We start from the raw sequence: 24,120 nt of genomic DNA, 5'->3' as shown, positions 1-24,120 counted from the left end.
AACAAACTTCACTATTAATGAGCAATCAACCGATGGGGCAGGTAGTGAATGACATGATGAACAGGCTCATCATGTCATTTAAAAATACTCTTTTGGTTTCAAGAAAATAGACCAGAAGAGAGATAACGATCGCCGCGATCACAGACGATTGCGACAACCACTGCCCCCGGGTTCTGTTTAGCGATTTGTAACGCGGCAAATACGGAGCCCCCAGAGCTTACACCAGCGCAGATCCCTTCTTGAGTCGCTAATGCTCGCGCCGTTTGAACAGCATCCTGTTCGCTGATATCCATCACCACATCGACCCGAGACTGTTCAAAAATCCCCGGTAGATACTCCTTTGGCCAGCGGCGGATTCCAGGTATCGAGCTGCCTTCAGACGGTTGCAGGCCGATGATTTGGATTTGCGGGTTTTGCTGTTTAAGATAACGTGACGTACCCATGATGGTGCCGGTTGTCCCCATGCTAGAGACAAAATGAGTAATCAGTCCTTGGCTTTGCTGCCAAATTTCGGGTCCGGTTGACTGAAAGTGCGCCAAGGGATTATCTGGATTATTAAATTGATCCAGCACTTTGCCTTGACCTTGGGCTTGCATTTGCAGAGCTAAATCACGAGCGCCTTCCATGCCTTGTTCTTTACTGACCAGAATTAATTCACAGCCGTAGGCACGCATGGAATCTTTACGCTCTTGGGTTGCGTTATCAGGCATGATTAAGGTCATTTTGTAGCCTTTAATCGCGGCAGCCATGGCTAAGGCGATGCCTGTATTACCACTGGTGGCTTCGATGATCCTATCTCCAGGATGAATATCACCGCGCTTCTCAGCCTGAACAATCATATTCAATGCCGGACGATCTTTGACTGAACCTGCCGGATTGTTGCCTTCCAGTTTGACTAAAACGGTGCTCGAGCTATCTTGAGCTAATCTTTGTAAACGAACTAATGGCGTTTGTCCGACATACGCTTCAATGGTTGGAAAATCAGTCACATGTTTATCCTTAGTCATTTATCTTTTGATTAAGCAGTACACCGCTGGTTGTCTGAGTGATGGAGGTGTCGTTCAGACTAAGCTGTTTTATCACACTTCGGTCATCTGTCTATTATAAAACTGACGGTTTAATCGACATACAATTTATTGCTAGATTTTATTCCAAAAAGTTCTATTAATAAGCTTTGTTATAATCCATTTACCTAATACTCTAAGCAACAGGAAGCCATGCTGGCAACGGGAATTGTGGAGTATTAAATATGAAGTTTATTAAATCGGCGTTAGCCACATTACTCATGGTTGGAACATTCAATGTTTCAGCCGCCGATCAAACCATTCTTAACTCATCGTATGATATCGCTCGTGAGCTTTTCAATGCTTATAACCCGCTATTTGCTAAGCATTGGCAAGAAAAAACTGGGCAAACGGTAGAAATACGCCAATCTCATGGCGGTTCTTCCGCTCAAGCTCGTTCTATTTTACAAGGGCTTGCAGCGGATGTGGTGACTTTCAACCAAGTTACCGACGTCCAAGTTCTGCATGATCGGGGAAAATTAATCGACGCTAATTGGCAAGATAAATTTCCTAATGCGAGCTCACCTTATTATTCAACAACCGCATTTTTAGTTCGCAAAGGTAACCCGAAAAATATTCAGAACTGGGATGATTTGGCTCGCGACGATGTGTCATCCGTATTCCCGAATCCAAAAACTTCCGGTAATGCGCGTTACACCTATTTGGCCGCGTTAGGTTTTGCCCAGCAAGAATTTGGTGTCGATAATCAAGCCGAACAAGACCGATTTTTAAGACAGTTTCTTGCTAATGTCGCGGTATTTGATACCGGAGGTCGAGGGGCAACCACTTCTTTTGTTGAGCGTGGCCTTGGGGACGTATTGATTACTTTTGAATCTGAAGTTAATAATATTCGTCAGCAGTACGGTATGGATGATTATCAAGTCGTGGTGCCTAAAACTTCTATTTTGGCTGAATTTCCGGTAGCGGTTGTCGAGCGTACCGCTAAACGTAAAGGCACTTATGAGGTTGCTCACGAATACCTCTCTTACTTATACAGCGAAGAGGCACAGCGTTTATTGGCTGGTTTCAGCTATCGAATCCATGATGAAAAAGTGAAAGCCGAGTTTGCCGATCGTTTTCCTGATGTCGAATTATTAACGGTAGAGACTATTGCGGGTGGTTGGGAAAAAGCCATGCAAGACCATTTTGCCAATGGCGCTAAACTGGATCAGCTACAACGTCGTTAACCGATGATTCGCCACTTAGTTTTACTAATCTAACTCAGTGGCTATTTTACTTACGCTTAAGTTTTTGCAGAGGGTTTATGAGCCGTTCTCTCACGCGACCACGTCATAAACGAGTATTGCCCGGTTTTGGGGTCAGTCTCGGGACCTCACTATTTTTTATCAGTTTAATTTTATTACTGCCGGCGAGTGGCTTAATTATCCAAACCAGCAATATGTCTTGGGCAGAATATTGGCAGGTGATCGCCGACCCAAGAGTGGTGGCCAGTTATAAAGTTACCATTGTAGCCGCGTTGATTGCCTCGTTATTTAATGGCTTGCTAGGACTATTGCTGGCTTGGGTTTTGGTTCGTTATGACTTTTATGGCAAACGGATCCTGGATGCGTTAGTCGACTTACCCTTTGCGCTCCCCACGGCAGTGGCAGGAATAACCTTAGCGACGCTGTACTCAACCAATGGATGGGTAGGAAGTGTGCTTAGTGAACTCGGGATCAAGGTCGCTTACACCCCTTTAGGGATTGTATTAGCAATGGTGTTTACCAGTTTGCCTTTTGTGGTTCGTACGGTTCAGCCTGTGTTAGAAGAGATTTCTAAAGAGGAGGAAGAAGCCGGTATGACCCTTGGTGCGACGGATCGAGCGGTGTTTTGGCGAGTGATCATGCCGTCGTTAAAGCCCGCTCTGCTGGTTGGTGTCGCGCTTTCATTTACGCGCAGTTTAGGGGAGTTTGGCGCGGTGATCTTCATTGCTGGCAACATGCCTTATGTGAGTGAAATTACGTCATTAATGATTTTTGTGCGTTTGCAAGAATTTGATTTTCCTGCGGCGAGCGCGATTGCTTCGGTGGTGCTACTTGCTTCTTTGTTATTACTGTTGACGATCAATGTATGGCAAGGTGCTTATTTACGTCGTATTCATGGGCGTTAAGGAAAAGGCGATGAAAGGATTACAGCCGAAACGAGTCGGTGAAACGCCTTGGGTGAAATGGAGCCTGATTGGATTGGCGCTATTTTGGGTCACTTTACTTTTAGTGATCCCATTAGTCAGTATTTTTCAGCAAGCGTTCGCAAGTGGTTTATCGGCTTACATTGGTCATTTACTCGAACCCGATACGCACCATGCGATCAGTTTGACGTTATTGGTTGCCTTGTTGACGGTGCCTATTAATTTGGTGTTTGGGGTGTTGCTCGCTTGGGCGGTGACGCGTTTTGAATTTCCAGGACGTAAAGTACTGACCACGATCATTGATATTCCATTTGCCGTTTCTCCCGTCGTTGCAGGTTTGTTGTATTTACTGCTCTATGGAAGTAACGGCTGGTTAGGTGAATGGCTGTTTGAGCGTGATTTACAGGTGATGTTTGCCTGGCCGGGTATCGTATTGGTCACGGTGTTTGTTACCTGCCCATTTGTTGCCCGAGAGCTGATCCCTCTGATGCAACAGCAAGGCCGTTCGGATGAAGAAGCGGCGGTGATTTTGGGCGCATCGTGGTGGCAACTGTTTCGTCGAGTGACGTTGCCGAACATAAAATGGGCCCTTATTTACGGGGTGATATTAACCAACGCCAGAGCGATTGGCGAATTTGGTGCAGTGGCGGTGGTGTCTGGCAATATCCGTGGTGAGACCAATACCCTTCCTTTGCATGTCCAAGTCTTGTATGAAGATTACCAATCGCAAGCGGCGTTCGCGAGTGCGTCATTACTGGCGTTTATCGCCTTGTTAACATTAGTGTTAAAAGCGATTGTTGAGTGGCGACAAGAACATAATCAAAGCAAAACCAAGAGTGAGCAAGAGACGGTATGAGTATTCGTTTAGATAATATTTCCAAAAACTTTGGAGCATTTCAGGCTTTATCACCGCTCTCTTTACACATTGATGATGGCGAAATGATAGGCTTACTAGGCCCATCTGGCTCAGGAAAAACCACTTTATTGCGTATTATCGCTGGCTTGGAAGGGGCGGATACTGGACACATTCATTTTCGTGATCGTGATGTGACCCATGTTCATGTTCGTGAACGCCGAGTTGGGTTTGTATTTCAAAATTACGCCCTGTTCCGGCATATGACGGTTGCGGATAATGTGGCCTTTGGTTTACAAGTGATGGATCGTCGTCAGCGTCCAACGTCGACTGAAATCTCTCGACGAGTCAAACAACTGCTTGAGATTGTTCAACTTGGTCATTTGGCCGATCGCTATCCAGAGCAGTTGTCAGGTGGACAAAAACAGCGTATCGCGTTAGCTCGAGCATTGGCCACTCAACCAGAAGTGTTGTTATTGGATGAGCCGTTTGGTGCGCTCGATGCCAAAGTTCGTAAAGAGCTACGTCGCTGGCTACGCAGTTTGCATGATGAGCTCGGCTTTACCAGCGTTTTCGTCACCCACGATCAAGATGAAGCCTTGGAGCTTTCGGATCGTGTGGTGGTGATGAGTAATGGTCGAATCGAACAAGTCGATACCCCTGTTCAGTTATACGCTGAGCCAAACAGTCGTTTTGTGTTCGACTTTTTTGGTAATGTAAATGTTTTTCCTGCTCAGTGGCAGGATCCCCATTGGAAAAATGAGCAGGCTTTTATTTTGCCGCCTCAACAGAGAGCGATTCAACAAACTGGGACGCTTTATGTTCGTAGTCATGAGTTGAGTGTTTCTCTCAAAGAGAACAGTCAAGCGTGTTTACCTTGTGAAGTTTTGTCGATTAATCCTGTTGGTGCAGAGGTTCGAGTCGAGCTTGCGCCTATTGGTTGGCAAAGCCCTGAACCATGGGAAGCGAAACTGACTCATCGCGCTTTAAATGAACAGCCTATTGCTCGCGGTGACAAAGTATTTGCTACGCCACAGGTGGGGTATTTTTTTGACGAACAGAGTCAGTCTCCTCAGGTGATTCGCTGGCCGTTCCTTGATGCAGACAGTTTGATGTTTGAAATTTAAGAGTCATCATGACGGTGTGGTGTGAAGCAATGGGTACCGAATGGTGCCCATTATGTTTTATGATGTTTGGGTGGTTGGATTAAAAATAAGTAGGGGTAGCATGAATCACATCGTCGCACTAAGCCAACAAGTCGGGCAGCAGTTATTGGCTGCTCAGCAAATGATGACTAGCGCTGAGTCGTGCACGGGCGGAGGTGTTGCCTTTGCCATCACCGATACCGCAGGCAGCTCGGCTTGGTTTGATCGCGCTTTTGTCACTTACAGTAATCAAGCTAAACAAGAGATGCTCGGTGTGCGTTCACAAACGTTGCTTGAATATGGCGCGGTTTCTGAACCGGTGGTCGTGGAAATGGTCCACGGAGCACTATTGCATTCACAGGCGACCATCGGCGTAGCGATCAGTGGTATCGCTGGGCCATCAGGAGCGACGGATGATAAGCCCGTCGGCACCGTATGTTTTGCTTGGGCGAGTAACCAAGGTTGGCAGAGGGTGGAAACGGTTTATTTTCAAGGAGATAGAGCGAGTGTTCGCGAGCAGGCGATCATCCATGCGTTGCAAATCATCAGTGACCATTTATCTTCAACGATTTGAGCTGAGGCGCAAAAATCTTCATACAGCTCTGGACACTGTATGAATCAACAGTATAATAAGTGGCAAGTTGACGATAACGTCGCACTCAATCGCGAAACCTTTCACCGTAAGGTGACAGTCTGGAGAAAGTAATGGACGAGAATAAACAAAAAGCCTTAGCCGCAGCGCTTGGTCAAATTGAAAAGCAATTCGGTAAAGGATCTATCATGCTGCTGGGTGATAACCGCACGATGGATGTCGAGACGATTTCAACCGGTTCTCTTTCTCTCGACATCGCCTTGGGTGCTGGCGGTCTACCGATGGGGCGGATTGTTGAAGTTTATGGTCCTGAATCTTCGGGTAAAACAACTTTAACTCTTGAGTTAATTGCTTCTGCACAACGTGAAGGTAAAACCTGTGCGTTTATTGATGCTGAACACGCTCTTGATCCTATTTATGCTCAGAAGCTGGGTGTGAAGATCAACGATCTACTTGTTTCTCAGCCAGATACTGGTGAGCAAGCACTGGAAATTTGTGATGCACTGGCGCGTTCTGGTGCGGTCGACGTCATCGTCGTTGACTCTGTTGCTGCGCTAACACCGAAAGCCGAAATTGAAGGTGAAATGGGTGATAGCCACATGGGCCTCCAAGCTCGTATGCTTTCTCAAGCGATGCGTAAGCTGACAGGTAACTTGAAGCAGTCGAACTGTATGTGTATTTTCATCAACCAAATTCGGATGAAAATTGGCGTGATGTTTGGCAACCCAGAAACCACAACGGGTGGTAATGCGCTTAAGTTCTACGCTTCAGTTCGCTTAGATATTCGTCGTACAGGCGCGATTAAAGAAGGCGAAGAAGTGGTGGGTAATGAAACCCGCATTAAAGTCGTTAAAAATAAAATCGCCGCCCCGTTTAAAGAAGCCAATACTCAAATCATGTACGGACAAGGGTTTAACCGTGAGGGCGAGTTGGTCGATTTAGGGGTTAAACATAAGCTGATTGAAAAATCCGGTGCTTGGTACAGCTACAATGGCGATAAAATTGGCCAAGGTAAAGCCAATGCTTGTAAGTTTTTGCGTGAGCATCCTGAAGCCAGCAAGGCGATTGATAGCAAATTGCGTGAGATGCTACTCAGCCCTGAACAAGTTCCGCTTGATGAGCCTGAATTTGGTGTCATACCTGAGCAGGAAGAAGAGCTGTAATCTAATCCCTGACCTATCTTTAAGCCCTGCTTTGCAGGGCTTTTTTATTGTCATCCCTAAACCACCGCCTTGGGCGGTGGTGATTGAACCTTGGGGCTATTGCCCGAAGAAGTGCCCATGTTAGAAGTAAACCTCTTATTCACCATAAATAAGAGGAAACAAAAAACATGGGCGATTACAGAAGTTCATCACATGTCCAATTTTTGGGCAAGAGGTTACTTTGTTGATACGGTTGGCGTAAATGAAGAAATCATCAGACGGTGCGTCAGACACCAAGACAAGAAAGATCAAGAATATGAGGCGCAGTTAGAGTTGAAGATGAACTAACAGCGCGAGTATGCCCCCTTTCAGGGGGCTGTAAACCAAAGCCGCCTTCTAAGAAGGCGGATTTTTACTTGGAGCTAAATCTATGCATTGCCCTTCATCCTCCCGCTATCCCAATCGAAATAAAAGTGCCTCATCACCGAGTCATCCTAAAGAAACCGCTCTTCGAATCTTGTCGCGTCGAGATCACAGCGAATACGAGCTTATCCAAAAATTACTCCTTAAGGGTTTTAGCCGTGAAGAGATACAACCAGTGATGATGTATTGCCAAGACTATGGCTATCTTGATGATTTACGTTATGCCTTAAGTGCTATTCGCCAAGGCATGAACAAAGGCCATGGTGAGCGGAGAATTCGTCAGTTATTGCAGCAAAATCGAGTTGCCGATGACGTGGTTAATATCGCGTTAGAGCAGCTTGCCCCCGATTGGTTTGAACTCGCCAAACAGCTAGCAGAGAGGAAGTTTAAAGTTCAACCTGCGATTGAAGCCAAAGAACAGGCAAAGCGGGTGCGATTTTTGCAGTCTCGAGGATTCAGCTTTGAACAGATTCACTACGCTTTGAGTGATCAAGAAGAGGCAAACTAAACGTTAATTAATCGTCTATCACGCCTCTTTTTTATTGCCATCAGCGGCTTTTATTTAAGAAAACTAGGCGAAGCCTTATCCATGCTTTACAATACGCAAAATTCTAACTTGAGTCATTCAGGAAGAGCTGCATGTTTATGAGCACCGATGAGGTTCGCCGCGCGTTCCTCTCATTCTTTGAAAGTAAAGGACACCAAATCGTTGACAGTTCGTCATTGGTGCCTGCAAACGATCCGACCCTGCTATTCACTAATGCTGGGATGAACCAATTTAAAGACTGCTTTTTAGGCCTAGAAAAACGCGCCTATACTCGCGCTACGACAGCTCAGCGCTGCGTTCGTGCTGGTGGTAAACACAACGATCTAGAAAACGTTGGCTTCACTGCTCGTCACCACACTTTTTTTGAAATGCTAGGCAACTTCAGTTTTGGCGATTATTTCAAAGAAGATGCCATTCAGTATGCATGGGAGTTTTTAACCGAAGTGGTTAAGCTTCCTAAAGAGCGTCTATTGGTCACCGTTTATCAAACCGACGATGAAGCGTTTGATATTTGGCATCAGCAAATTGGCATTCCCCAAGATCGTATTATTCGTATTGGCGACAAGCCTGGCGGTAAAGCTTACGAGTCGGATAACTTCTGGCAAATGGGTGACACCGGACCTTGTGGCCCTTGTACGGAAATTTTCTACGATCATGGTGAGCATATTTGGGGGGGGGCTCCAGGTTCAGCTGAAGAAGACGGCGATCGTTTTATTGAAATCTGGAACGTGGTCTTTATGCAGTTTAATCGCCACGCTGATGGGAAAATGGAACCGCTACCTAAGCCTTCGGTTGACACTGGAATGGGTATCGAGCGTATTTCGGCGATCACTCAGGGAGTTCATTCCAACTATGAGATCGATGTCTTCCAAGCGTTAATCAAAGCCGCGGCAGAAGTGATTGGTTACCAAGACATGACCAATCAATCATTACGTGTTGTCGCTGACCATATTCGCTCTTGTGCCTTTTTGATTGTTGATGGTGTGATGCCGTCGAATGAAGGTCGTGGTTATGTCCTGCGCCGCATCATTCGCCGTGCAGTTCGTCATGGTAACAAATTAGGAGCACAAGGGGCTTTCTTCCATAAGCTCGTAGCACCGTTAGCCGAGGTAATGGGCAGCGCTGGCGAAGAGCTTAAAAAACAGCACGCCTTAGTGGAAAAAGTACTGCGTATCGAAGAAGAAAACTTTGGTCGTACATTAGAGCGCGGTATGGCGATTCTCAACGATGCATTGGATGCGGTTGAAGGTTCGGTTTTAGATGGTGAAACTGTATTCAAACTCTATGATACTTACGGCTTTCCGGCGGATTTAACCAATGATGTTGCGCGTGAGCGTGGTTTCACCATTGATGAAGAAGGCTTTGAAGCGGCGATGGAAGAGCAGCGTCAGCGTGCGCGCGATGCAGGCAATTTTGGCACCGATTACAACAGCCTGATTAAGGTGGATGGAGAAACGGAATTCTGCGGTTATAGCGCGACTCAGCAAATGAGTCCGGTATCTGCATTATTCGTCGATGGCCAAGAAGTTTCGGCGCTATCAGCAGGTGATAAAGCGATCGTTGTTTTGGAAACAACGCCGTTTTATGCTGAATCTGGCGGTCAATGCGGTGATGCTGGCTTACTGAGAACCGCTTCGGGTGTGTTTAAAGTCGACGATACCCAGAAATTAGGTAATGCCATTGCCCATTATGGTGTGATGCAAGAAGGCGTATTAGCCAGTAGCGATCATGTTGAAGCTCTGGTGGATGAAAAACGTCGCAATGCGATTTCACTCAATCACTCAGCGACACACTTATTGCATGCTGCGTTACGTCAAGTACTCGGTGAGCATGTGACCCAAAAAGGTTCACTGGTTAGAGCCGAAAATTTGCGCTTCGATTTCTCTCATTTAGAAGCCATGACCGCAGCAGAAATTAAGCAAGTTGAACGTTTAGTCAACGCGCAAATTCGCTTGAATCATGTGATTGAAACTCATGTGATGGACATCGAGTCCGCTAAGCAAAAAGGCGCGATGGCGCTGTTTGGCGAGAAATACGATGAACAAGTTCGTGTCTTGTCGATGGGTGATTTTTCGACCGAATTATGTGGTGGTATTCATGCGTCACATACCGGTGATATTGGCCTATTTAAGATTCTCTCTGAAGGGGGGATTGCTGCAGGAATTCGTCGTATTGAAGCTGTAACGGGTGAAGCCGCACTGGATGCATTGGAAACTCAGCAGCACAAGTACGAAGAGAAACTATCGGAAGCGATGCAAAAAACTAAGCAGCTGGAAAAAGAAATCCAGCAACTGAAAGATAAGTTAGCTTCACAAGCCAGTGCCAACTTGATCGATCAGGTTAAATTAATCGCCGGTGTTAAAGTCCTCGTGGCGCAATTGAATGGCGCGGATAATAAAGCCTTACGTGGTATGGTGGATGAGCTTAAAAACCAATTAGGTAGCGGGATTATTTTGCTTGGTAATGTTGCTGACGACAAAGTTGGTTTAATTGCTGGCGTGACTAACGATCTGACCGCCAAAGTCAAAGCGGGGGAGCTGGTTAACCTCGTTGCCCAGCAAGTCGGTGGTAAAGGTGGTGGTCGTCCCGACATGGCACAAGCTGGAGGGAGCGATGCACAGGCATTGCCATTGGCTTTAGAGTCGGTAGACGCTTGGATTGCTGAGCGTTTATAAAGTAATGATAACTTACGCTCAATCACTATTTTTTGATTGAGCGTAACTTTATCTGGTTAACCAAGTGGTGTAATTGACGTTATTTTAACCGTAACCAATTACTCACTTGGTTTTGTTGTTTATACTCTCCAAACGAATAATCAATAGGTTGATTAGTGTACTGGTTGATTATGATATTGTTTGGACCTAATGAGACTTTGGTCTTGGGAAGGTGAATACTGGTGAAAAAGCCCCTTATCGTGCAAAAGTTCGGCGGAACGTCGGTTGGTTCAATTGAAAGAATGCATACCGTAGCCGAGCACATCATTAAAGCGAAGAATGATGGTAATCAAGTTGTTGTTGTCGTTTCGGCAATGTCAGGAGAAACCAATCGTTTATTGGGCCTCGCCCAACAAATCGATAGCGTTCCTACTGCTCGAGAACTTGATGTTTTGCTCTCTGCTGGTGAGCAAGTGTCGATGGCACTGCTGGCAATGACCTTAAATAAATTGGGTTATGCAGCACGCTCACTAACCGGAGCTCAGGCGAAGATTGTGACGGATAATCAACACAATGACGCAACGATTAAGAACATTGATACTCAAACGATTACAGAGCTACTAGAGCAAGATCAGATTGTGATAGTGGCTGGTTTTCAAGGTATTAATGATAATGGGGATATCACCACTTTAGGACGAGGGGGCTCCGATACGAGTGCAGTAACACTCGCGGGAGCACTGAGAGCTGATGAGTGTCAAATATTCACGGATGTTGATGGTGTGTACACTTGTGATCCACGAGTGGTACCTACTGCTAAAAAACTAGACGTGATAGATTTCCCATCTATGGAAGAGATGGCGCGTAAAGGCGCTAAAGTGTTGCATTTACCTTGCGTACAATATGCATGGAAGCATCAAGTGCCTTTACGAGTGTTATCGACGTTCGATGTTAATCATGGCAGTTTAATTAAGGGTGAGGTTGGGACACAAAGGGTCTGTGGCGTAGCAATACAGCGCGATATGGCTTTAGTCACTGTTCCTCACGATAGCTTAGCTGGCTTAATTAAACAGTGTCAGATGCTAGCGATTGAACTGTGGAATGTGATCGAGGAGACAGAATGGGCAGGCGTAGTCATAAAACGCGATGCTTATGCGAAGTTGGATCTGGTGTTCCGCGATAAAATCCGTAATAGTGAGCAGGTGAGTTTACTAACGACAGTTGGTTTGCAAGCCCCTGCTTTGATGGATCATGCCTGTACATTATTAGCCGAAAACGGTATTAATGTGCATTATGTTTCTAACACCTCACACTCGTTAATGTTAATGCTTGCGCCGGACAAGGTTGATAGTGCGGCTAATATTTTGCACGAAGCTTATATTCATTCGGATACTTTATTGCAGTTTCAGGCTAAACAAGCCTTTTTAGGCTGATTTAGAGAGTAGAGAGTTTACGAAAATATAACTTTTAGTAGATAATAGTGTTGTTGCAAGATAATACAGAGAATACTCAAGGAGCAAAGAATGCTAATTTTGACTCGCCGCGTTGGCGAAACACTGATGATCGGTGATGAAGTAACCGTAACAGTTCTGGGCGTAAAAGGTAACCAAGTACGTATTGGTGTGAATGCTCCGAAAGAGGTGTCTGTGCACCGTGAAGAAATCTACATGCGCATTCAAGCTGAAAAAGGTAATAGTACTGCCACACCTGGCAACTACTAATTATTGAACTGAGAAAGGCTGACTAATGTCAGCCTTTCTGGTTTTTGACGGACTGGAATGGTAATTAGAGTCGTGTGTTTTTGACTACGATTGCGTAATCCGTGGATGATATTATTTAGGTGTTTGTTTTTAGCTAGAGTTTTTCTAAAGCGTAAATTCTCGACGCTTTGGTTAAATTGCCAACGGTTGATGTGGTTTTTGTTTTTTTTACCAAGAAAGTGTTTGACATATTTTGGGTAAATCGTAATATGTGCCTCCGCAAGACGGTGAGGTGGCCGAGAGGCTGAAGGCGCTCCCCTGCTAAGGGAGTATACGGTTTGTAGCCGTATCGAGGGTTCGAATCCCTCCCTCATCGCCATCTTGTGGTGCTTACGAATATAAAGAAATTTATACAATAAGCGATAGCGCGTCCTTAGCTCAGCTGGATAGAGTACCTGGCTACGAACCAGGCGGTCGGAGGTTCGAATCCTCCAGGACGCGCCATATTTCTTTTGGAATGTGAACATGTGGTGAGGTGGCCGAGAGGCTGAAGGCGCTCCCCTGCTAAGGGAGTATACGGTTTGTAGCCGTATCGAGGGTTCGAATCCCTCCCTCATCGCCATTTGTTGACCTCGGGTCAACATTTTTGTTTTAAAAGAAGTAGTTAGTGGTGAAAATCACTTTTGCGCGCTCATAGCTCAGCTGGATAGAGTACCTGGCTACGAACCAGGCGGTCGGAGGTTCGAATCCTCCTGAGCGCGCCATATTATTAAACTGGTGATAATAATCATTAGTCTTGCGTCCTTAGCTCAGCTGGATAGAGTACCTGGCTACGAACCAGGCGGTCGGAGGTTCGAATCCTCCAGGACGCGCCATATTACGGTGAGTAATCACCGATTTTCATTGGCTAGCCATGCGAATGAATAAAGTAAAAATCTGCGCGCTCATAGCTCAGCTGGATAGAGTACCTGGCTACGAACCAGGCGGTCGGAGGTTCGAATCCTCCTGAGCGCGCCATATTATTAAACTGGTGATAATAATCATTAGTCTGCGTCCTTAGCTCAGCTGGATAGAGTACCTGGCTACGAACCAGGCGGTCGGAGGTTCGAATCCTCCAGGACGCGCCATATTACGGTGAGTAATCACTGGTTTTCATGGGCTAACGATGCGAATGAATAAGTAAAAATCTGCGCGCTCATAGCTCAGCTGGATAGAGTACCTGGCTACGAACCAGGCGGTCGGAGGTTCGAATCCTCCTGAGCGCGCCATATTATGAAAACCTCGCTTAAGCGGGGTTTTTTATTGCCTCTCTTTTTAACTTCTTATTAACAATTTTTATTGTTTTAATTTACAACTCTTTGTTTTCAATAAGTGCTTTATGCAATTGATGTCAATATCGCCTATTGAGCGATGAAAACTCGCCAAGTTCGTAATTTTGATCATAATCCCTGCCGTTTTTAGCGAATATTACACTCGTTTATGTGATTCATGTGACGCTTCTATGACTTGAACGTCTCGATTAGGTCAAAGATGTTTAAAGCAAATTGACAATTTTCCACCAGTCGAGATAATCCTTATTCACCTCACTTGTATCTAAGCTTTGAGTAAGTCATCTCAATCGCTGATAGGCATTTTTATCACCAATGATAATGCTCTAAGTGAGGCCAAGACGCTGTAGCCGTCAATATAATTTCTCAAGCAGATTGTCAGGATGACAGAGAAAGGAAGCAAGATGATTGATATTGGAAGCCTGCTTATCGATGCCGCAACCTTAATGGGTACAGGAATGGCGGTGGTCTTTATTTTTTTAACTATTTTAGTCTATCTGGTTCGACTGATGTCGACATGTCTTCGCGATGAAGCATTGCCAGCAACGACGCCAGTTCCTGTTAATAAAAGTGCCTCTTCAGTCACAACTCCAAGCCCTCAGGTGGTTGCGGCGATTTCTGCTGCGGTGCACCAATACCGACACTCAGCAATCCAACAGTAAGAATTAAAAGGAGTTAATCAGCATGTCTAAACCACTTGCTATTACCGATGTGGTCCTACGTGACGCGCATCAGTCATTATTTGCGACTCGTATGCGCTTGGAAGATATGCTGCCGATTGCGGCAGAGTTAGATAAGATCGGTTACTGGTCACTGGAAACATGGGGTGGTGCGACATTTGATGCGTGCATTCGTTTTCTTGGTGAGGACCCTTGGCATCGTTTACGAGCCTTAAAAAAAGCGATGCCTAATACGCCGATGCAGATGTTACTACGCGGTCAAAATCTATTGGGGTATCGTCATTATGCCGATGATGTCGTAGCGAAATTTGTTGAGCGTGCCCATGCCAATGGTATGGACGTATTTCGTATTTTTGATGCGATGAACGATGTACGTAATTTTCAACAAGCAGTCAAAGCAACGATTGACGTCGGGGCTCATGCTCAGGGGACACTTTCTTATACTACTAGCCCAGTTCACAATACTCAGACATGGGTCGATCTTGCGAAACGTTTAGAAGATCTCGGCTGTCACTCTTTATGTATTAAAGATATGTCTGGGCTACTGAAACCTTATGAAGCGGAAGAACTGATTTCGCGGATTAAGGCGTCTTGCGCAGTGCCTCTAGCCTTGCATTGTCATGCAACCACTGGGCTGTCCACGGCAACCGCGATTAAAGCGGTTGAAGCTGGGGTAGATATTCTGGATACCGCGATTTCGTCGATGAGTCAGACCTATGGTCATACGCCAACGGAAACGGTTGTTGCGATGCTGCAAGGGACAGAGCGTGATACACAGCTTAATCTCGAGCAATTAGCGCCAATTGCTGCCTATTTCCGTGAAGTACGTAAAAAGTACGCTCAATTTGAGGGGCAATTAAAAGGGGTTGATTCACGGATCCTGATTGCTCAGGTTCCCGGTGGTATGTTGACCAATATGGAGAGTCAGTTAAAAGAGCAAGGGGCGGCTGATCGTCTTGATGAAGTTCTGCAAGAGATCCCAAGAGTACGCCATGATCTCGGTTATATCCCTTTGGTCACTCCTACCTCACAAATTGTCGGCACTCAAGCGGTGATTAACGTTTTAACTGGAGAGCGTTATAAAAGTATTACCAAAGAAACGGCTGGAGTGTTGAAAGGGGAATATGGCGCGACACCTGCCGAGGTCAATCATGAACTGCAGCAACAAGTACTCGCTGGTGAGCGACCGATCACTTGTCGCCCTGCGGATCTTTTACAAGCCGAGATGGTTAACTTAACGAGCGAGTTATTAGAGAAGGCGAAGGCTGAGGGGATATCTCTCGCTGAGGATACCGTTGATGATGTACTGACTTATGCCCTTTTCCCTCAGGTGGGTTTGAAGTTTTTAAAACATCGTGGCGATGCGTCAGCGTTTGAACCCGCACCAAGCGTTGAGTCTCAGCCTTCTGTATCGACAGACAATCGACCTAGTGAGGTCATGCAAAAAGGTGTTGAGACTTACAGCGTTAAAGTTGATGGTCAGATTTATCAAGTCGAAGTTGGCCCTCAGGGACAACTGACCTCCGTGGCGACTCAAGCTTCTCCTCAAGCGGCTGCTTTGGCATCAACGGCTGAGGCGGTGCCAGCGCCGCTCGCGGGTAATATTTTTAAAGTTCAAGTTCAGCCGGGAAGTGAAGTGGTTGAAGGCGATGTATTAGTCATTTTAGAAGCAATGAAAATGGAGACAGAAGTGCGTGCTGCACGTAATGGGGTTGTTCAAGTGCTGCATGTCAAAGAAGGCGATAGCGTCTCTGTTGGTACGCCAATCTTAAGTCTGGCATAAGGGCTATCACATGGATGGATTATTGACTCTATGGAATGAAACCGGGATTGCTAATTTTGAACTCAGCCAATTAATCATGATTTTGGTTGGCGTGGGATTGCTATTTTTAGCCATTCGTAAGGGGTTTGAACCGTTATTATTGCTACCGATTGGTTTTGGGGCGATTTTAGCCAACATTCCTAACGCTGGTTTTACCGATCCTGGCGGATTACTCTATTACGTTTATAACATTGGTATTGCATCGGGGATTTTTCCTTTATTGATTTTCCTTGGTGTCGGAGCCATGACCGACTTTGGTGCCTTAATTGCAAACCCGAAAACGTTATGGCTGGGTGCTGCGGCGCAGTTTGGGATTTTTGCTACCTTATTTGGTGCAATTCTACTCAATTATGTGCCGGGGATCAGTTTTACCATGGCAGATGCCGCTTCTATCTCGATCATTGGTGGGGCAGACGGTCCAACCGCGATTTTTTTGACCAGTAAACTCTCTCCGGATTTATTAGGGGCCGTTGCCGTTGCTGCTTACAGCTATATGGCGCTGGTACCGATCATTCAGCCGCCGATCATGAGAGCGTTGACCTCGGAAAAAGAGCGTCAAATTAAGATGGCGCAACTGAGACACGTTAGTAAACGTGAAAAAATAGTCTTTCCGTTATTAGTGTTGTTGATGGCTATCTTATTTCTTCCTGCTGCCACACCTTTAGTTGGCATGTTCTGCTTAGGTAACTTAATGCGTGAAGCGGGAGTGGTGGAGCGATTATCAAAAACAGCGCAAAATGAGCTGATTAATATCGTGACTATCTTCTTAGGTTTGGGGGTCGGGTCTCAACTGCAAGCGGATAAATTTCTTAATGTTTCGACGCTGGGGATTTTATTGCTTGGTGCCGTCGCTTTCAGTATTGGTACTGCTGGCGGTGTATTGATGGCTAAATTGCTCAATAAATTTTCTAAAGAAGATATTAATCCCCTGATCGGTGCTGCTGGTGTTTCTGCAGTCCCCATGGCTGCTCGAGTGGTCAATAAAGTTGGTTTAGAAGCCAACCCGCAAAACTTTTTGTTGATGCATGCGATGGGGCCGAATGTGGCAGGGGTGCTAGGCTCAGCTGTTGCTGCTGGAGTATTGCTTGCCTTGGTTGGATGATCTCATACCATTCACCCTAAGCATGAAGCGCTTAAGCCCTAATGTTGAGGTCATCTCTCACCAAGCCGTTCGGGGAGATATAGTTCACAATCTGTTATAAAATGATATATATTCAAAGGGATGCTTCGGCATCTCTTTTTACTTGCTAGCAATAGGAACCGAGGACATGGACAATAAGCAGATCGTCATTACCCAATTCGGTGGGCCAGAAGTGCTCGCGATTCAATCATCAAGCATTCCAGAGCCACAAGAAGGGGAGGTATTGGTCAAAGTTGCTTTTGCCAGTGTGAATCCTATTGATGTCAAAACTCGCGCCGGTTTAGGTTGGGCTGCAGAGCAAAATAAAGATAAGCTACCTTGGGTACCGGGTTACGATATATCAGGACGAATTGTCAACGTTGGCCCAGGAGTTGACGAGTTGCGGCAAGGGATGAATGTAGCCGGCTTTATTGGTTTTCCACTGCGAGGCGGCGGTTATAGTCAATATGTCTGTGTTGCAGAAAAAGATCTCAGTATCGTACCTGACTCGGTGACTTTAGAAGCTGCCGCTGCATTACCATTAGCTGGACAAACCGCGGCTCAAGCCTTAAGTAAAGCCCAGATTAAAGAGAGCGATCGCGTTTTGATCCTTGCCGGTGCAGGAGGCGTTGGGCATATTGCTTTACAGATAGCGTTAGCTACGAAAGCCGAAGTTTATACCACTTGCAGTGAAGCTAATCTAGATTATCTTGCCACATTAGGTGCCCATGCGATTAACTATCAATTTGCTCCTGTTTCTCAGCGTTTGGAAGAGGTTGATGTCTTGATCGATCTTGTTGGTGGCGATGCTGCTCTCGATGCTCTTAAATGTTTGAAAGATGCCGCCAGAGTGGTCACAGTGCCGACACTTAGCGCTGAACTTATCTGTGAAAAAGCCAAATTACTGGGTTTTGACGCTTGCGGTATGTTGGTTGACCCTAATCCTGAACAGTTAGATACCATGCTATATATGGTTGGGGTTGGATTGTTGAAAATAGAAATTCAGCGTATTTATCCTCTGCAAGATGTACAACAAGCACATGAGCAAATCGCCACTGGACACACGCGAGGTAAAATCTTGCTTAATATGCAATGCTAGAACTGTTTAATACCAGCTTTGCTTATTTGGCGGAGCTGTTTTCTACTTCTGCACTTTGGGTATTGTTTGTTGTTAGTTTTCTGAGTGCTACCTTACTGCCTGGTGGCTCTGAAGCCGTACTCATCGCAACACTTGCTCTTGGTCAATACTCTCCATGGTTGATCATTTTGATCGCAACGCTTGGTAATTCGCTTGGAGGTATGACGAATTATTGGTTAGGTTTATTGCTTCCAAACCGAACTCAACAGGAAAAACAGGGTCATAATGCGTTAAAGTGGCTAAACAAACATGGTTATTGGGCATTATTATTCAGTTGGCTACCGATTATTGGTGATCCACTTTGTTTAGCTGCAGGGTGGTTAAGAATGCGTGGTAGCGTGGTCTTTTGCATGATTCTGGTTGGGAAAATGCTTCGCTACTGCTTGTTAACTGCGATTTTCTACGGTCTTTTTTAAGGTGATGGTATGAAGAAAATTTGGCTGGGCGCACTCGCGCTGCTGGCTCTCTCTGGCTGTTCTACTCCTACTGCGTTATCTTTTTTTTCATCCTTACCTTCAGGCGTCACTTTACTGGAAGAGGTCGAAGCACAGCCTGATAAAGTGATGATTCCCTATAGTAAATATCGTTTAGATAACGGGTTAACCGTGATTTTATCACCGGATCATTCCGATCCTTTGGTGCATGTCGATATGACTTATCACGTGGGGTCTGCTCGCGAGGAGCTTGGTAAGTCAGGGTTCGCTCATTTTTTTGAACACATGATGTTCCAAGGTTCTAAGCATGTCGCTGATCAAGAACATTTTCGGTTGATTACCGAAGCAGGCGGACGTTTAAATGGTACCACCAATCGTGATCGAACCAATTATTTCCAAACCGTTCCTGCCAATCAATTAGAAAAAGTTTTATGGTTAGAAGCCGATCGAATGGGCTTTTTACTTGATGCAGTGTCGCAGCGTAAATTTGAAATACAGCGTGATACGGTGAAAAATGAACGAGCGCAAAACTATGATAATCGTCCTTATGGACTGATTTGGGAAAGAATGGCTGAAGCCTTGTATCCACAAGGCCATCCTTATTCATGGCAGACGATTGGTTATGTCGAAGATTTAGACCGAGTCGATGTGAATGATCTGAAAGCTTTTTTCTTACGCTGGTATGGACCGAATAATGCTGTATTGACCATTGGTGGAGATATTGATGTTAAACAAACTTTAGCTTGGGTTAATCGTTATTTTGGCTCCATTCCTAAAGGTCCAGAAGTTGATAAGGCTGAAAAGCAACCCGTTACATTAGCGGAAGATCGTTATATTACTCTAGAAGATCGCATTCAGCAGCCGATGGTATTAATTGGCTTCCCAACGGCTTATCGAGGTGCTGAACAACAAGCCTCACTAGATGCTCTAGCGCAAGTACTCGGTAGTGGTAGTAATAGTTTGTTGTATCAAAATCTAGTTAGAACCCAGAAAGCGGTCGATGCTGGTGCCTTTCAAGATTGCGCAGAACTGGCGTGTACTTTTTATATCTATGCCATGGCTCCCTCAGGACAACGTGCTCAACTGACACCGCTGTATCAAGAAATCATGCGAACGTTGGCGCAGTTTGCGCAGCAAGGTGTTAGTGATGATCGTTTAGCACAAATCACCGGTATGGCTGAAGCGAATGCTATTTTTGCGCTACAAAGTGTCCAAGGTAAGGTAACCCAGTTGGCAAGTAATCAAATTTTCTATGATCAACCCGATCGTATTGAGGCGCAGTTAGCACAGTTAAGAGCGGTTACTCCACAATCAGTGACTCAGGTTTTTCAGACTTATCTACAAGGTAAACCCAAAATCACATTAAGTGTTGTACCACGAGGCCGTACATCACTCGCGGTTCGTCAAGCAACCTTTGTTACTCCTGAGCGTTTATTGCCCGTTTATCAAAAAATAACAGAACAACAGCTTGAGTATCGTCAAGTGGTAGATCATTTTGATCGTTCGGTGATGCCAGCCGTTGCGCAAGCTGTGCAAATTAATATGCCTGAGTTGTATGAAATCCATTTTGATAATGGCGCGGAGTTAATCGGAACGGTGAGCAGTGAGACTCCGACCGTACAAGTGGAGATCCGCTTACCCGCAGGAGAGCGGCATGTTGAAGCGGGCAAAGAAGGTTTAGCGAATTTAACGGCAGCTCTAATCAAGCAAGACTCAGCGATACGCAATGTGGAAGCGATTCAAGCTCAGCTCGATAAGCTGGGTTCGACCATCAGTCTCAATACCGGCGCTTATTCGACCAATGTGGTTATCTCAAGCTTAACCAAACATCTGCCAGAAACGTTGCAGATTGTCCAAGAGATGTTATTCACACCGGGATTTAAGCAAGAAGATTTTGAGCGTCTTCAGCAACAAATGCTACAAAGTGTCGTCTATCAGCATCAACAACCAAGTTGGTTAGCTGGCCAAGCGATGCGCCAAGTATTGTTTGGAGACTCGGTATTTGCTCGCTCGAGTGACGGTACACAAGCCTCGATTGCTGCACTGACATTGGATGAGGTTAAAGCGTTTTATCAGCAGCATTATACGCCACACGGTGCTCAAGTGATTGTCGTCGGTGATATTGAACCTCAACAGGTACGTGAACAACTGGCCTTTTTCACCGATTGGCATGGCCAACCAGCGCCAATACTCCGTCCTCAAGTGATCCCGACGCTCACTGAGCAGCGTCTGTTTTTGGTCGATAAACCCGATTCGCCGCAAAGTGTGGTGCGTTTTGTTCGTCGTGGATTGCCTTTCGATGCAACGGGAGAAATGTATCTCACTCAATTAACGAATTTTAATTTAGCGGGTAACTTTAATAGCCGTATTAATCAAAATCTACGTGAAGATAAAGGCTATACCTACGGTGCAAGTGGTTACTTATCCAGTAATCGTGAAGTCGGGGCGATAGTCTTTAATGCACAAGTGCGAGCTAATGCAACGTTACCGGCCATTCAAGAAATCATCCAAGAACTGACCCATTTTAGTCAGTATGGTTTAACTACGGATGAAATGGCCTTTTTACGTCTTGCCGTTGGTCAGCAAGAGGCGTTGAGTTACGAGACTCCCTCGCAAAAAGCGCAATTGATTGGCCAAATGTTGACTAATAATCTAGACCGAGATTATCTCCAGCAGCGTAATCGCCTGTTGAAAACGGTGAATAAGTCGACACTGAATGAATTGGCAGCTAAATGGTTTGTCCCAGAGGATTATCAAATTATTGTGGTTGGCGATGCTAAAAGCTTAAGGCCACAATTAGAAAAATTATCAATTCCGATTGAAGAGCTTGAAATAATCCAGTAGAGCATGCATATATAACGCAACGTAGAAGAAAAATAAGGCTTTCGAGCCGATTCGATGAGCCATTGGGCTTAATGTCGCGTATCAAGCATCGCGTTCTACATCGTTACTTGAGCAACCAAGGCCACAAAAATATTACGTGGCCTTGGTTGCTGTGACAAAGTGATGATCAATGGATTGAGTCTGTTTCTTCTGAACAGACCCTATCGGGATTCAGTGGGCCTGCGGTAGCGATATCTAAAACATCATCTATTTTTATAAGCGAATTTTATTTTGACTAATTTTGCCGAGCGACTAGCACGAGTTGCTAATCAACCAGAAATATTTCAGCAGTTTGGCCGCGGTGTTGAACGTGAAACTTTACGTTATACCGTCGATGGCAGCATTGCCCAAACACCGCATCCAGAAGCCTTGGGGTCAGCATTAACTAATGCTTGGATTACCACCGACTTTGCTGAATCATTACTGGAATTTATTACGCCAGTGTCGAACAACGTCGATACCTTAATGGCTCAATTAGCCGACATTCATCATTTTGCGCAAGCTAATATCGGTGATGAAAAGCTCTGGCCGCTTTCTATGCCTTGTTATGTTGGTAGTGAAGCAGACATTCAGCTTGCTCAATACGGTACTTCTAACACCGGACGAATGAAAACTTTATATCGAACGGGATTAAAACAGCGTTATGGCAGCTTAATGCAGATCATCTCTGGTGTGCATTTCAATTTTTCATTTCCAAGCACATTTTGGGATGCTTTATATGGTCAGCAAACGGAACAAGAGCGTCAAGCTAGCCAGTCGCAAGCCTATTTTGGCTTAATCCGTAACTATTACCGCTTTGGTTGGCTGATCCCTTACTTTTTTGGTGCCTCTCCGGCGCTGTGCTCTTCATTTATCCAAGGAAGAGAAACGCAGTTACCCTTCGAATCGATAGGTAAAACGCTCTATTTGCCTTATTCAACCTCTTTGAGATTGAGTGATTTGGGTTATACCAATGATGCGCAAAGTAGCCTCAAGATAGGTTTTAATAGCTTAGAGCAATATTTAACTGGCTTAAATCAAGCGATCAGAACGCCTTCTGAGCTTTTTGCTAATATTGGAGTCAAGGTCGATGGTGAATATCGTCAACTGAATAGCAATATTTTACAAATTGAAAATGAGCTCTATGCGCCGATTCGTCCGAAACGTGTCGCCAAAAATGGTGAAAAGCCGTCAGAAGCACTGGCGCGTGGCGGGGTTGAATACATTGAAGTGCGCTCATTGGATGTCAATCCTTTCAGTCCGATCGGGATTACTGAACAGCAAGTGCGTTTTTTAGATTTGTTCCTCACATGGACTGCGTTATCAGATTCAGAACCGATGGATAATTGTGAGTTACAGTGTTGGCGCGATAACTGGAGTAAAGTGGTCCTTGAAGGACGAAAACCATGGCTAGAATTACAAATTGGCTGTCATGGTGAAAAATTGACCCTGACGGCGTGGGCGAAACGCGTATTTGCAGACCTAAGTTTGATTGCTGAGCAAATGGACGCCGCGTGTGGCGGTAATGCCTATCAAGAGGTATGTCGAGAGCTTGCTAGCTGGATTGATCATCCTCAGCACACTTTATCGGCTCGTTTACTGGATAAAACTCAGCAACTGGGCGGTTTAGGTAAAGTTGGAAGTTATTTTGGTGAGCGTTACCGTAATGATAACTTACAACATGCTTACCAAGTCTATTCTGAACAGAAAATGAAGCAAGAAGTGATGCGTTCACGCGAAGCTCAGTTACAGATAGAGCAGCAAGATACACAAAGTTTTGATGCGTTTTTGGCCGATTACTTCAGCTATTTACCGTCATAATCACTGGCGTGTGGATACGCAAATGTCATTCTTTTTCCTCGTTGACTGAGGTTGCTGGTTGATTTAGGGCAAGATGTGAATGAGTATTTTAAGGGTTAAACAAGGAGATAAGTTTTATGCCACTACTAGATAGCTTTACGGTTGATCATACTCGCATGCAAGCTCCCGCTGTACGGGTAGCGAAAACCATGCAAACCCCGAAAGGCGATACGATTACTGTATTTGACCTGCGTTTTACTCTGCCTAATCAAGCTATTTTGTCTGAAAAAGGAATTCATACTCTAGAGCACCTTTATGCAGGGTTCATGCGTAATCATCTTAATAGCGAACAGGTGGAAATTATTGATATTTCCCCAATGGGCTGTCGTACTGGATTTTATATGAGTTTGATTGGTGCACCTACCGAGCAGCAAGTGGCTACGGCGTGGTTAGCCGCGATGGAAGATGTCTTGAAAGTGCGGGACCAAAAGGATATTCCAGAACTCAATGAGTACCAGTGCGGTACCGCAGCGATGCACTCTTTATCTGAAGCACAAGCGATTGCTCAGCAAGTGTTAAGTAGCGGTATTGGGGTGAACAAAAATGATCAACTTGCTTTACCTGAATCGATGCTAAAAAACCTACAAGTGAATTAACCACTTAAACGGTTCAGGCAATAAAATGGGCGGTA

19 protein-coding genes, 8 tRNA genes and 1 pseudogene are annotated in these 24,120 nt (G+C 45.3%); 27 read left to right on the top strand and 1 reads right to left on the bottom strand.

Annotated features, from left to right (window positions below; genetic code table 11):
- Nucleotides 1–98: 98 nt before the first annotated feature.
- Nucleotides 99–989: a cysteine synthase CysM gene (gene cysM, locus FKN93_RS04400; RefSeq protein WP_158137831.1), complete on the bottom strand. Its 891-nt coding sequence runs from the start codon at nucleotides 987–989 to the stop codon at nucleotides 99–101.
- Between the two features lie 260 nt (nucleotides 990–1,249).
- On the opposite strand from cysM, the gene cysP reads away from it, so the two are divergent.
- The 27 genes and pseudogenes from cysP to luxS all read left to right on the top strand — a co-directional run bounded on the left by cysP (nucleotide 1,250) and on the right by luxS (nucleotide 24,085).
- Entirely contained in the window at nucleotides 1,250–2,251 is a 1,002-nt protein-coding gene (gene cysP, locus FKN93_RS04395; RefSeq protein WP_154169161.1) for a thiosulfate ABC transporter substrate-binding protein CysP, read from the top strand.
- 77 nt (nucleotides 2,252–2,328) lie between these two features.
- A complete protein-coding gene (gene cysT / locus FKN93_RS04390; RefSeq protein WP_158144272.1) occupies nucleotides 2,329–3,174 on the top strand; it encodes a sulfate/thiosulfate ABC transporter permease CysT in 846 nt (281 codons plus the stop codon).
- 10 nt (nucleotides 3,175–3,184) lie between these two features.
- Nucleotides 3,185–4,048, top strand: coding sequence for a sulfate ABC transporter permease subunit CysW (gene cysW, locus FKN93_RS04385; RefSeq protein WP_170904567.1), 864 nt, complete (start codon nucleotides 3,185–3,187; stop codon nucleotides 4,046–4,048).
- On the top strand, nucleotides 4,045–5,172 hold the full coding sequence (locus FKN93_RS04380; protein ID WP_170904566.1) for a sulfate/molybdate ABC transporter ATP-binding protein: 1,128 nt from the start codon (nucleotides 4,045–4,047) through the stop codon (nucleotides 5,170–5,172). Before cysW ends, FKN93_RS04380 begins: the two co-directional genes overlap by 4 nt.
- 100 nt (nucleotides 5,173–5,272) lie before the next feature.
- Complete coding sequence (gene pncC / locus FKN93_RS04375) at nucleotides 5,273–5,764, top strand: nicotinamide-nucleotide amidase (RefSeq protein WP_161438171.1); 492 nt, start codon at nucleotides 5,273–5,275, stop codon at nucleotides 5,762–5,764.
- Between the two features lie 131 nt (nucleotides 5,765–5,895).
- Complete coding sequence (gene recA, locus FKN93_RS04370; RefSeq protein ID WP_072668909.1) at nucleotides 5,896–6,945, top strand: recombinase RecA; 1,050 nt, start codon at nucleotides 5,896–5,898, stop codon at nucleotides 6,943–6,945.
- A 195-nt stretch (nucleotides 6,946–7,140) separates the two neighbouring features.
- A pseudogene (locus tag FKN93_RS04365) lies at nucleotides 7,141–7,272 on the top strand (IS200/IS605 family transposase); the annotation flags it as partial.
- An 82-nt stretch (nucleotides 7,273–7,354) separates the two neighbouring features.
- Nucleotides 7,355–7,855 carry a recombination regulator RecX gene (gene recX, locus FKN93_RS04360; RefSeq protein WP_170904565.1) on the top strand — a complete coding sequence of 167 codons (501 nt, stop codon included), beginning with the start codon at nucleotides 7,355–7,357 and terminating at the stop codon, nucleotides 7,853–7,855.
- A gap of 131 nt (nucleotides 7,856–7,986) precedes the next feature.
- Complete coding sequence (alaS, locus tag FKN93_RS04355; protein WP_170904564.1) at nucleotides 7,987–10,569, top strand: alanine--tRNA ligase; 2,583 nt, start codon at nucleotides 7,987–7,989, stop codon at nucleotides 10,567–10,569.
- Between the two features lie 221 nt (nucleotides 10,570–10,790).
- Nucleotides 10,791–11,978 carry an aspartate kinase gene (locus FKN93_RS04350; protein ID WP_158137833.1) on the top strand — a complete coding sequence of 396 codons (1,188 nt, stop codon included), beginning with the start codon at nucleotides 10,791–10,793 and terminating at the stop codon, nucleotides 11,976–11,978.
- 90 nt (nucleotides 11,979–12,068) lie between these two features.
- Nucleotides 12,069–12,266, top strand: coding sequence for a carbon storage regulator CsrA (gene csrA / locus FKN93_RS04345; RefSeq protein WP_115152690.1), 198 nt, complete (start codon nucleotides 12,069–12,071; stop codon nucleotides 12,264–12,266).
- A gap of 265 nt (nucleotides 12,267–12,531) precedes the next feature.
- Nucleotides 12,532–12,624, top strand: a tRNA-Ser gene (locus tag FKN93_RS04340).
- Nucleotides 12,625–12,672: 48 nt separating this feature from the next.
- Nucleotides 12,673–12,749 (top strand) — tRNA-Arg (locus FKN93_RS04335).
- Nucleotides 12,750–12,774: 25 nt separating this feature from the next.
- Nucleotides 12,775–12,867: transfer RNA gene (locus FKN93_RS04330), tRNA-Ser, on the top strand.
- A gap of 65 nt (nucleotides 12,868–12,932) precedes the next feature.
- Nucleotides 12,933–13,009 (top strand) — tRNA-Arg (locus tag FKN93_RS04325).
- Between the two features lie 34 nt (nucleotides 13,010–13,043).
- A tRNA-Arg gene (locus tag FKN93_RS04320) sits at nucleotides 13,044–13,120 on the top strand.
- Nucleotides 13,121–13,185: 65 nt separating this feature from the next.
- Nucleotides 13,186–13,262, top strand: a tRNA-Arg gene (locus FKN93_RS04315).
- 33 nt (nucleotides 13,263–13,295) lie between these two features.
- Nucleotides 13,296–13,372 (top strand) — tRNA-Arg (locus FKN93_RS04310).
- Nucleotides 13,373–13,436: 64 nt separating this feature from the next.
- Nucleotides 13,437–13,513 (top strand) — tRNA-Arg (locus tag FKN93_RS04305).
- A gap of 464 nt (nucleotides 13,514–13,977) precedes the next feature.
- A complete protein-coding gene (locus FKN93_RS04300; protein ID WP_040904689.1) occupies nucleotides 13,978–14,235 on the top strand; it encodes an oxaloacetate decarboxylase subunit gamma in 258 nt (85 codons plus the stop codon).
- Nucleotides 14,236–14,257: 22 nt separating this feature from the next.
- On the top strand, nucleotides 14,258–16,036 hold the full coding sequence (gene oadA, locus FKN93_RS04295) for a sodium-extruding oxaloacetate decarboxylase subunit alpha (RefSeq protein WP_170904563.1): 1,779 nt from the start codon (nucleotides 14,258–14,260) through the stop codon (nucleotides 16,034–16,036).
- Nucleotides 16,037–16,046: 10 nt separating this feature from the next.
- A complete protein-coding gene (locus FKN93_RS04290; protein WP_170904562.1) occupies nucleotides 16,047–17,177 on the top strand; it encodes a sodium ion-translocating decarboxylase subunit beta in 1,131 nt (376 codons plus the stop codon).
- A 166-nt stretch (nucleotides 17,178–17,343) separates the two neighbouring features.
- Entirely contained in the window at nucleotides 17,344–18,294 is a 951-nt protein-coding gene (locus FKN93_RS04285) for an NADP-dependent oxidoreductase (protein WP_170904561.1), read from the top strand.
- Nucleotides 18,288–18,749 carry a YqaA family protein gene (locus FKN93_RS04280; protein ID WP_154169141.1) on the top strand — a complete coding sequence of 154 codons (462 nt, stop codon included), beginning with the start codon at nucleotides 18,288–18,290 and terminating at the stop codon, nucleotides 18,747–18,749. Before FKN93_RS04285 ends, FKN93_RS04280 begins: the two co-directional genes overlap by 7 nt.
- Nucleotides 18,750–18,758: 9 nt before the next feature.
- The gene (locus FKN93_RS04275; protein WP_170904560.1) at nucleotides 18,759–21,611 is read left to right on the top strand and encodes a pitrilysin family protein; all 2,853 of its coding nucleotides are present in this window, start codon (nucleotides 18,759–18,761) and stop codon (nucleotides 21,609–21,611) included.
- 270 nt (nucleotides 21,612–21,881) lie between these two features.
- On the top strand, nucleotides 21,882–23,450 hold the full coding sequence (gshA, locus tag FKN93_RS04270) for a glutamate--cysteine ligase (protein WP_170904559.1): 1,569 nt from the start codon (nucleotides 21,882–21,884) through the stop codon (nucleotides 23,448–23,450).
- Nucleotides 23,451–23,566: 116 nt separating this feature from the next.
- Nucleotides 23,567–24,085 (top strand): S-ribosylhomocysteine lyase, encoded by a 519-nt coding sequence (gene luxS / locus FKN93_RS04265; protein WP_154169135.1) that lies wholly within the window; start codon nucleotides 23,567–23,569, stop codon nucleotides 24,083–24,085.
- Nucleotides 24,086–24,120: the final 35 nt, after the last annotated feature.

The sequence above is a fragment of the Vibrio sp. A8-1 genome (genome assembly GCF_013048685.1).
In the GTDB taxonomy this organism is placed as follows: Bacteria; Pseudomonadota; Gammaproteobacteria; order Enterobacterales; family Vibrionaceae; genus Vibrio; species Vibrio metschnikovii.
Note: the sequence above shows the minus strand (reverse complement) of the source record. Positions and strands in the feature narration are given on the sequence as shown.

Excerpts from the sequence above, each read along its gene's own strand:
- cysP (WP_154169161.1), top strand. The coding sequence starts at position 1,250 with ATGAAGTTTATTAAATCGGCGTTAGCCACATTACTCATGGTTGGAACA.
- cysT (WP_158144272.1), top strand. The coding sequence starts at position 2,329 with ATGAGCCGTTCTCTCACGCGACCACGTCATAAACGAGTATTGCCCGGT.
- cysW (WP_170904567.1), top strand. The coding sequence starts at position 3,185 with ATGAAAGGATTACAGCCGAAACGAGTCGGTGAAACGCCTTGGGTGAAA.
- FKN93_RS04380 (WP_170904566.1), top strand. The coding sequence starts at position 4,045 with ATGAGTATTCGTTTAGATAATATTTCCAAAAACTTTGGAGCATTTCAG.
- pncC (WP_161438171.1), top strand. The coding sequence starts at position 5,273 with ATGAATCACATCGTCGCACTAAGCCAACAAGTCGGGCAGCAGTTATTG.
- recA (WP_072668909.1), top strand. The coding sequence starts at position 5,896 with ATGGACGAGAATAAACAAAAAGCCTTAGCCGCAGCGCTTGGTCAAATT.
- recX (WP_170904565.1), top strand. The coding sequence starts at position 7,355 with ATGCATTGCCCTTCATCCTCCCGCTATCCCAATCGAAATAAAAGTGCC.
- alaS (WP_170904564.1), top strand. The coding sequence starts at position 7,987 with ATGTTTATGAGCACCGATGAGGTTCGCCGCGCGTTCCTCTCATTCTTT.
- csrA (WP_115152690.1), top strand. The coding sequence starts at position 12,069 with ATGCTAATTTTGACTCGCCGCGTTGGCGAAACACTGATGATCGGTGAT.
- FKN93_RS04300 (WP_040904689.1), top strand. The coding sequence starts at position 13,978 with ATGATTGATATTGGAAGCCTGCTTATCGATGCCGCAACCTTAATGGGT.
- oadA (WP_170904563.1), top strand. The coding sequence starts at position 14,258 with ATGTCTAAACCACTTGCTATTACCGATGTGGTCCTACGTGACGCGCAT.
- FKN93_RS04290 (WP_170904562.1), top strand. The coding sequence starts at position 16,047 with ATGGATGGATTATTGACTCTATGGAATGAAACCGGGATTGCTAATTTT.
- FKN93_RS04285 (WP_170904561.1), top strand. The coding sequence starts at position 17,344 with ATGGACAATAAGCAGATCGTCATTACCCAATTCGGTGGGCCAGAAGTG.
- FKN93_RS04280 (WP_154169141.1), top strand. The coding sequence starts at position 18,288 with ATGCTAGAACTGTTTAATACCAGCTTTGCTTATTTGGCGGAGCTGTTT.
- FKN93_RS04275 (WP_170904560.1), top strand. The coding sequence starts at position 18,759 with ATGAAGAAAATTTGGCTGGGCGCACTCGCGCTGCTGGCTCTCTCTGGC.
- luxS (WP_154169135.1), top strand. The coding sequence starts at position 23,567 with ATGCCACTACTAGATAGCTTTACGGTTGATCATACTCGCATGCAAGCT.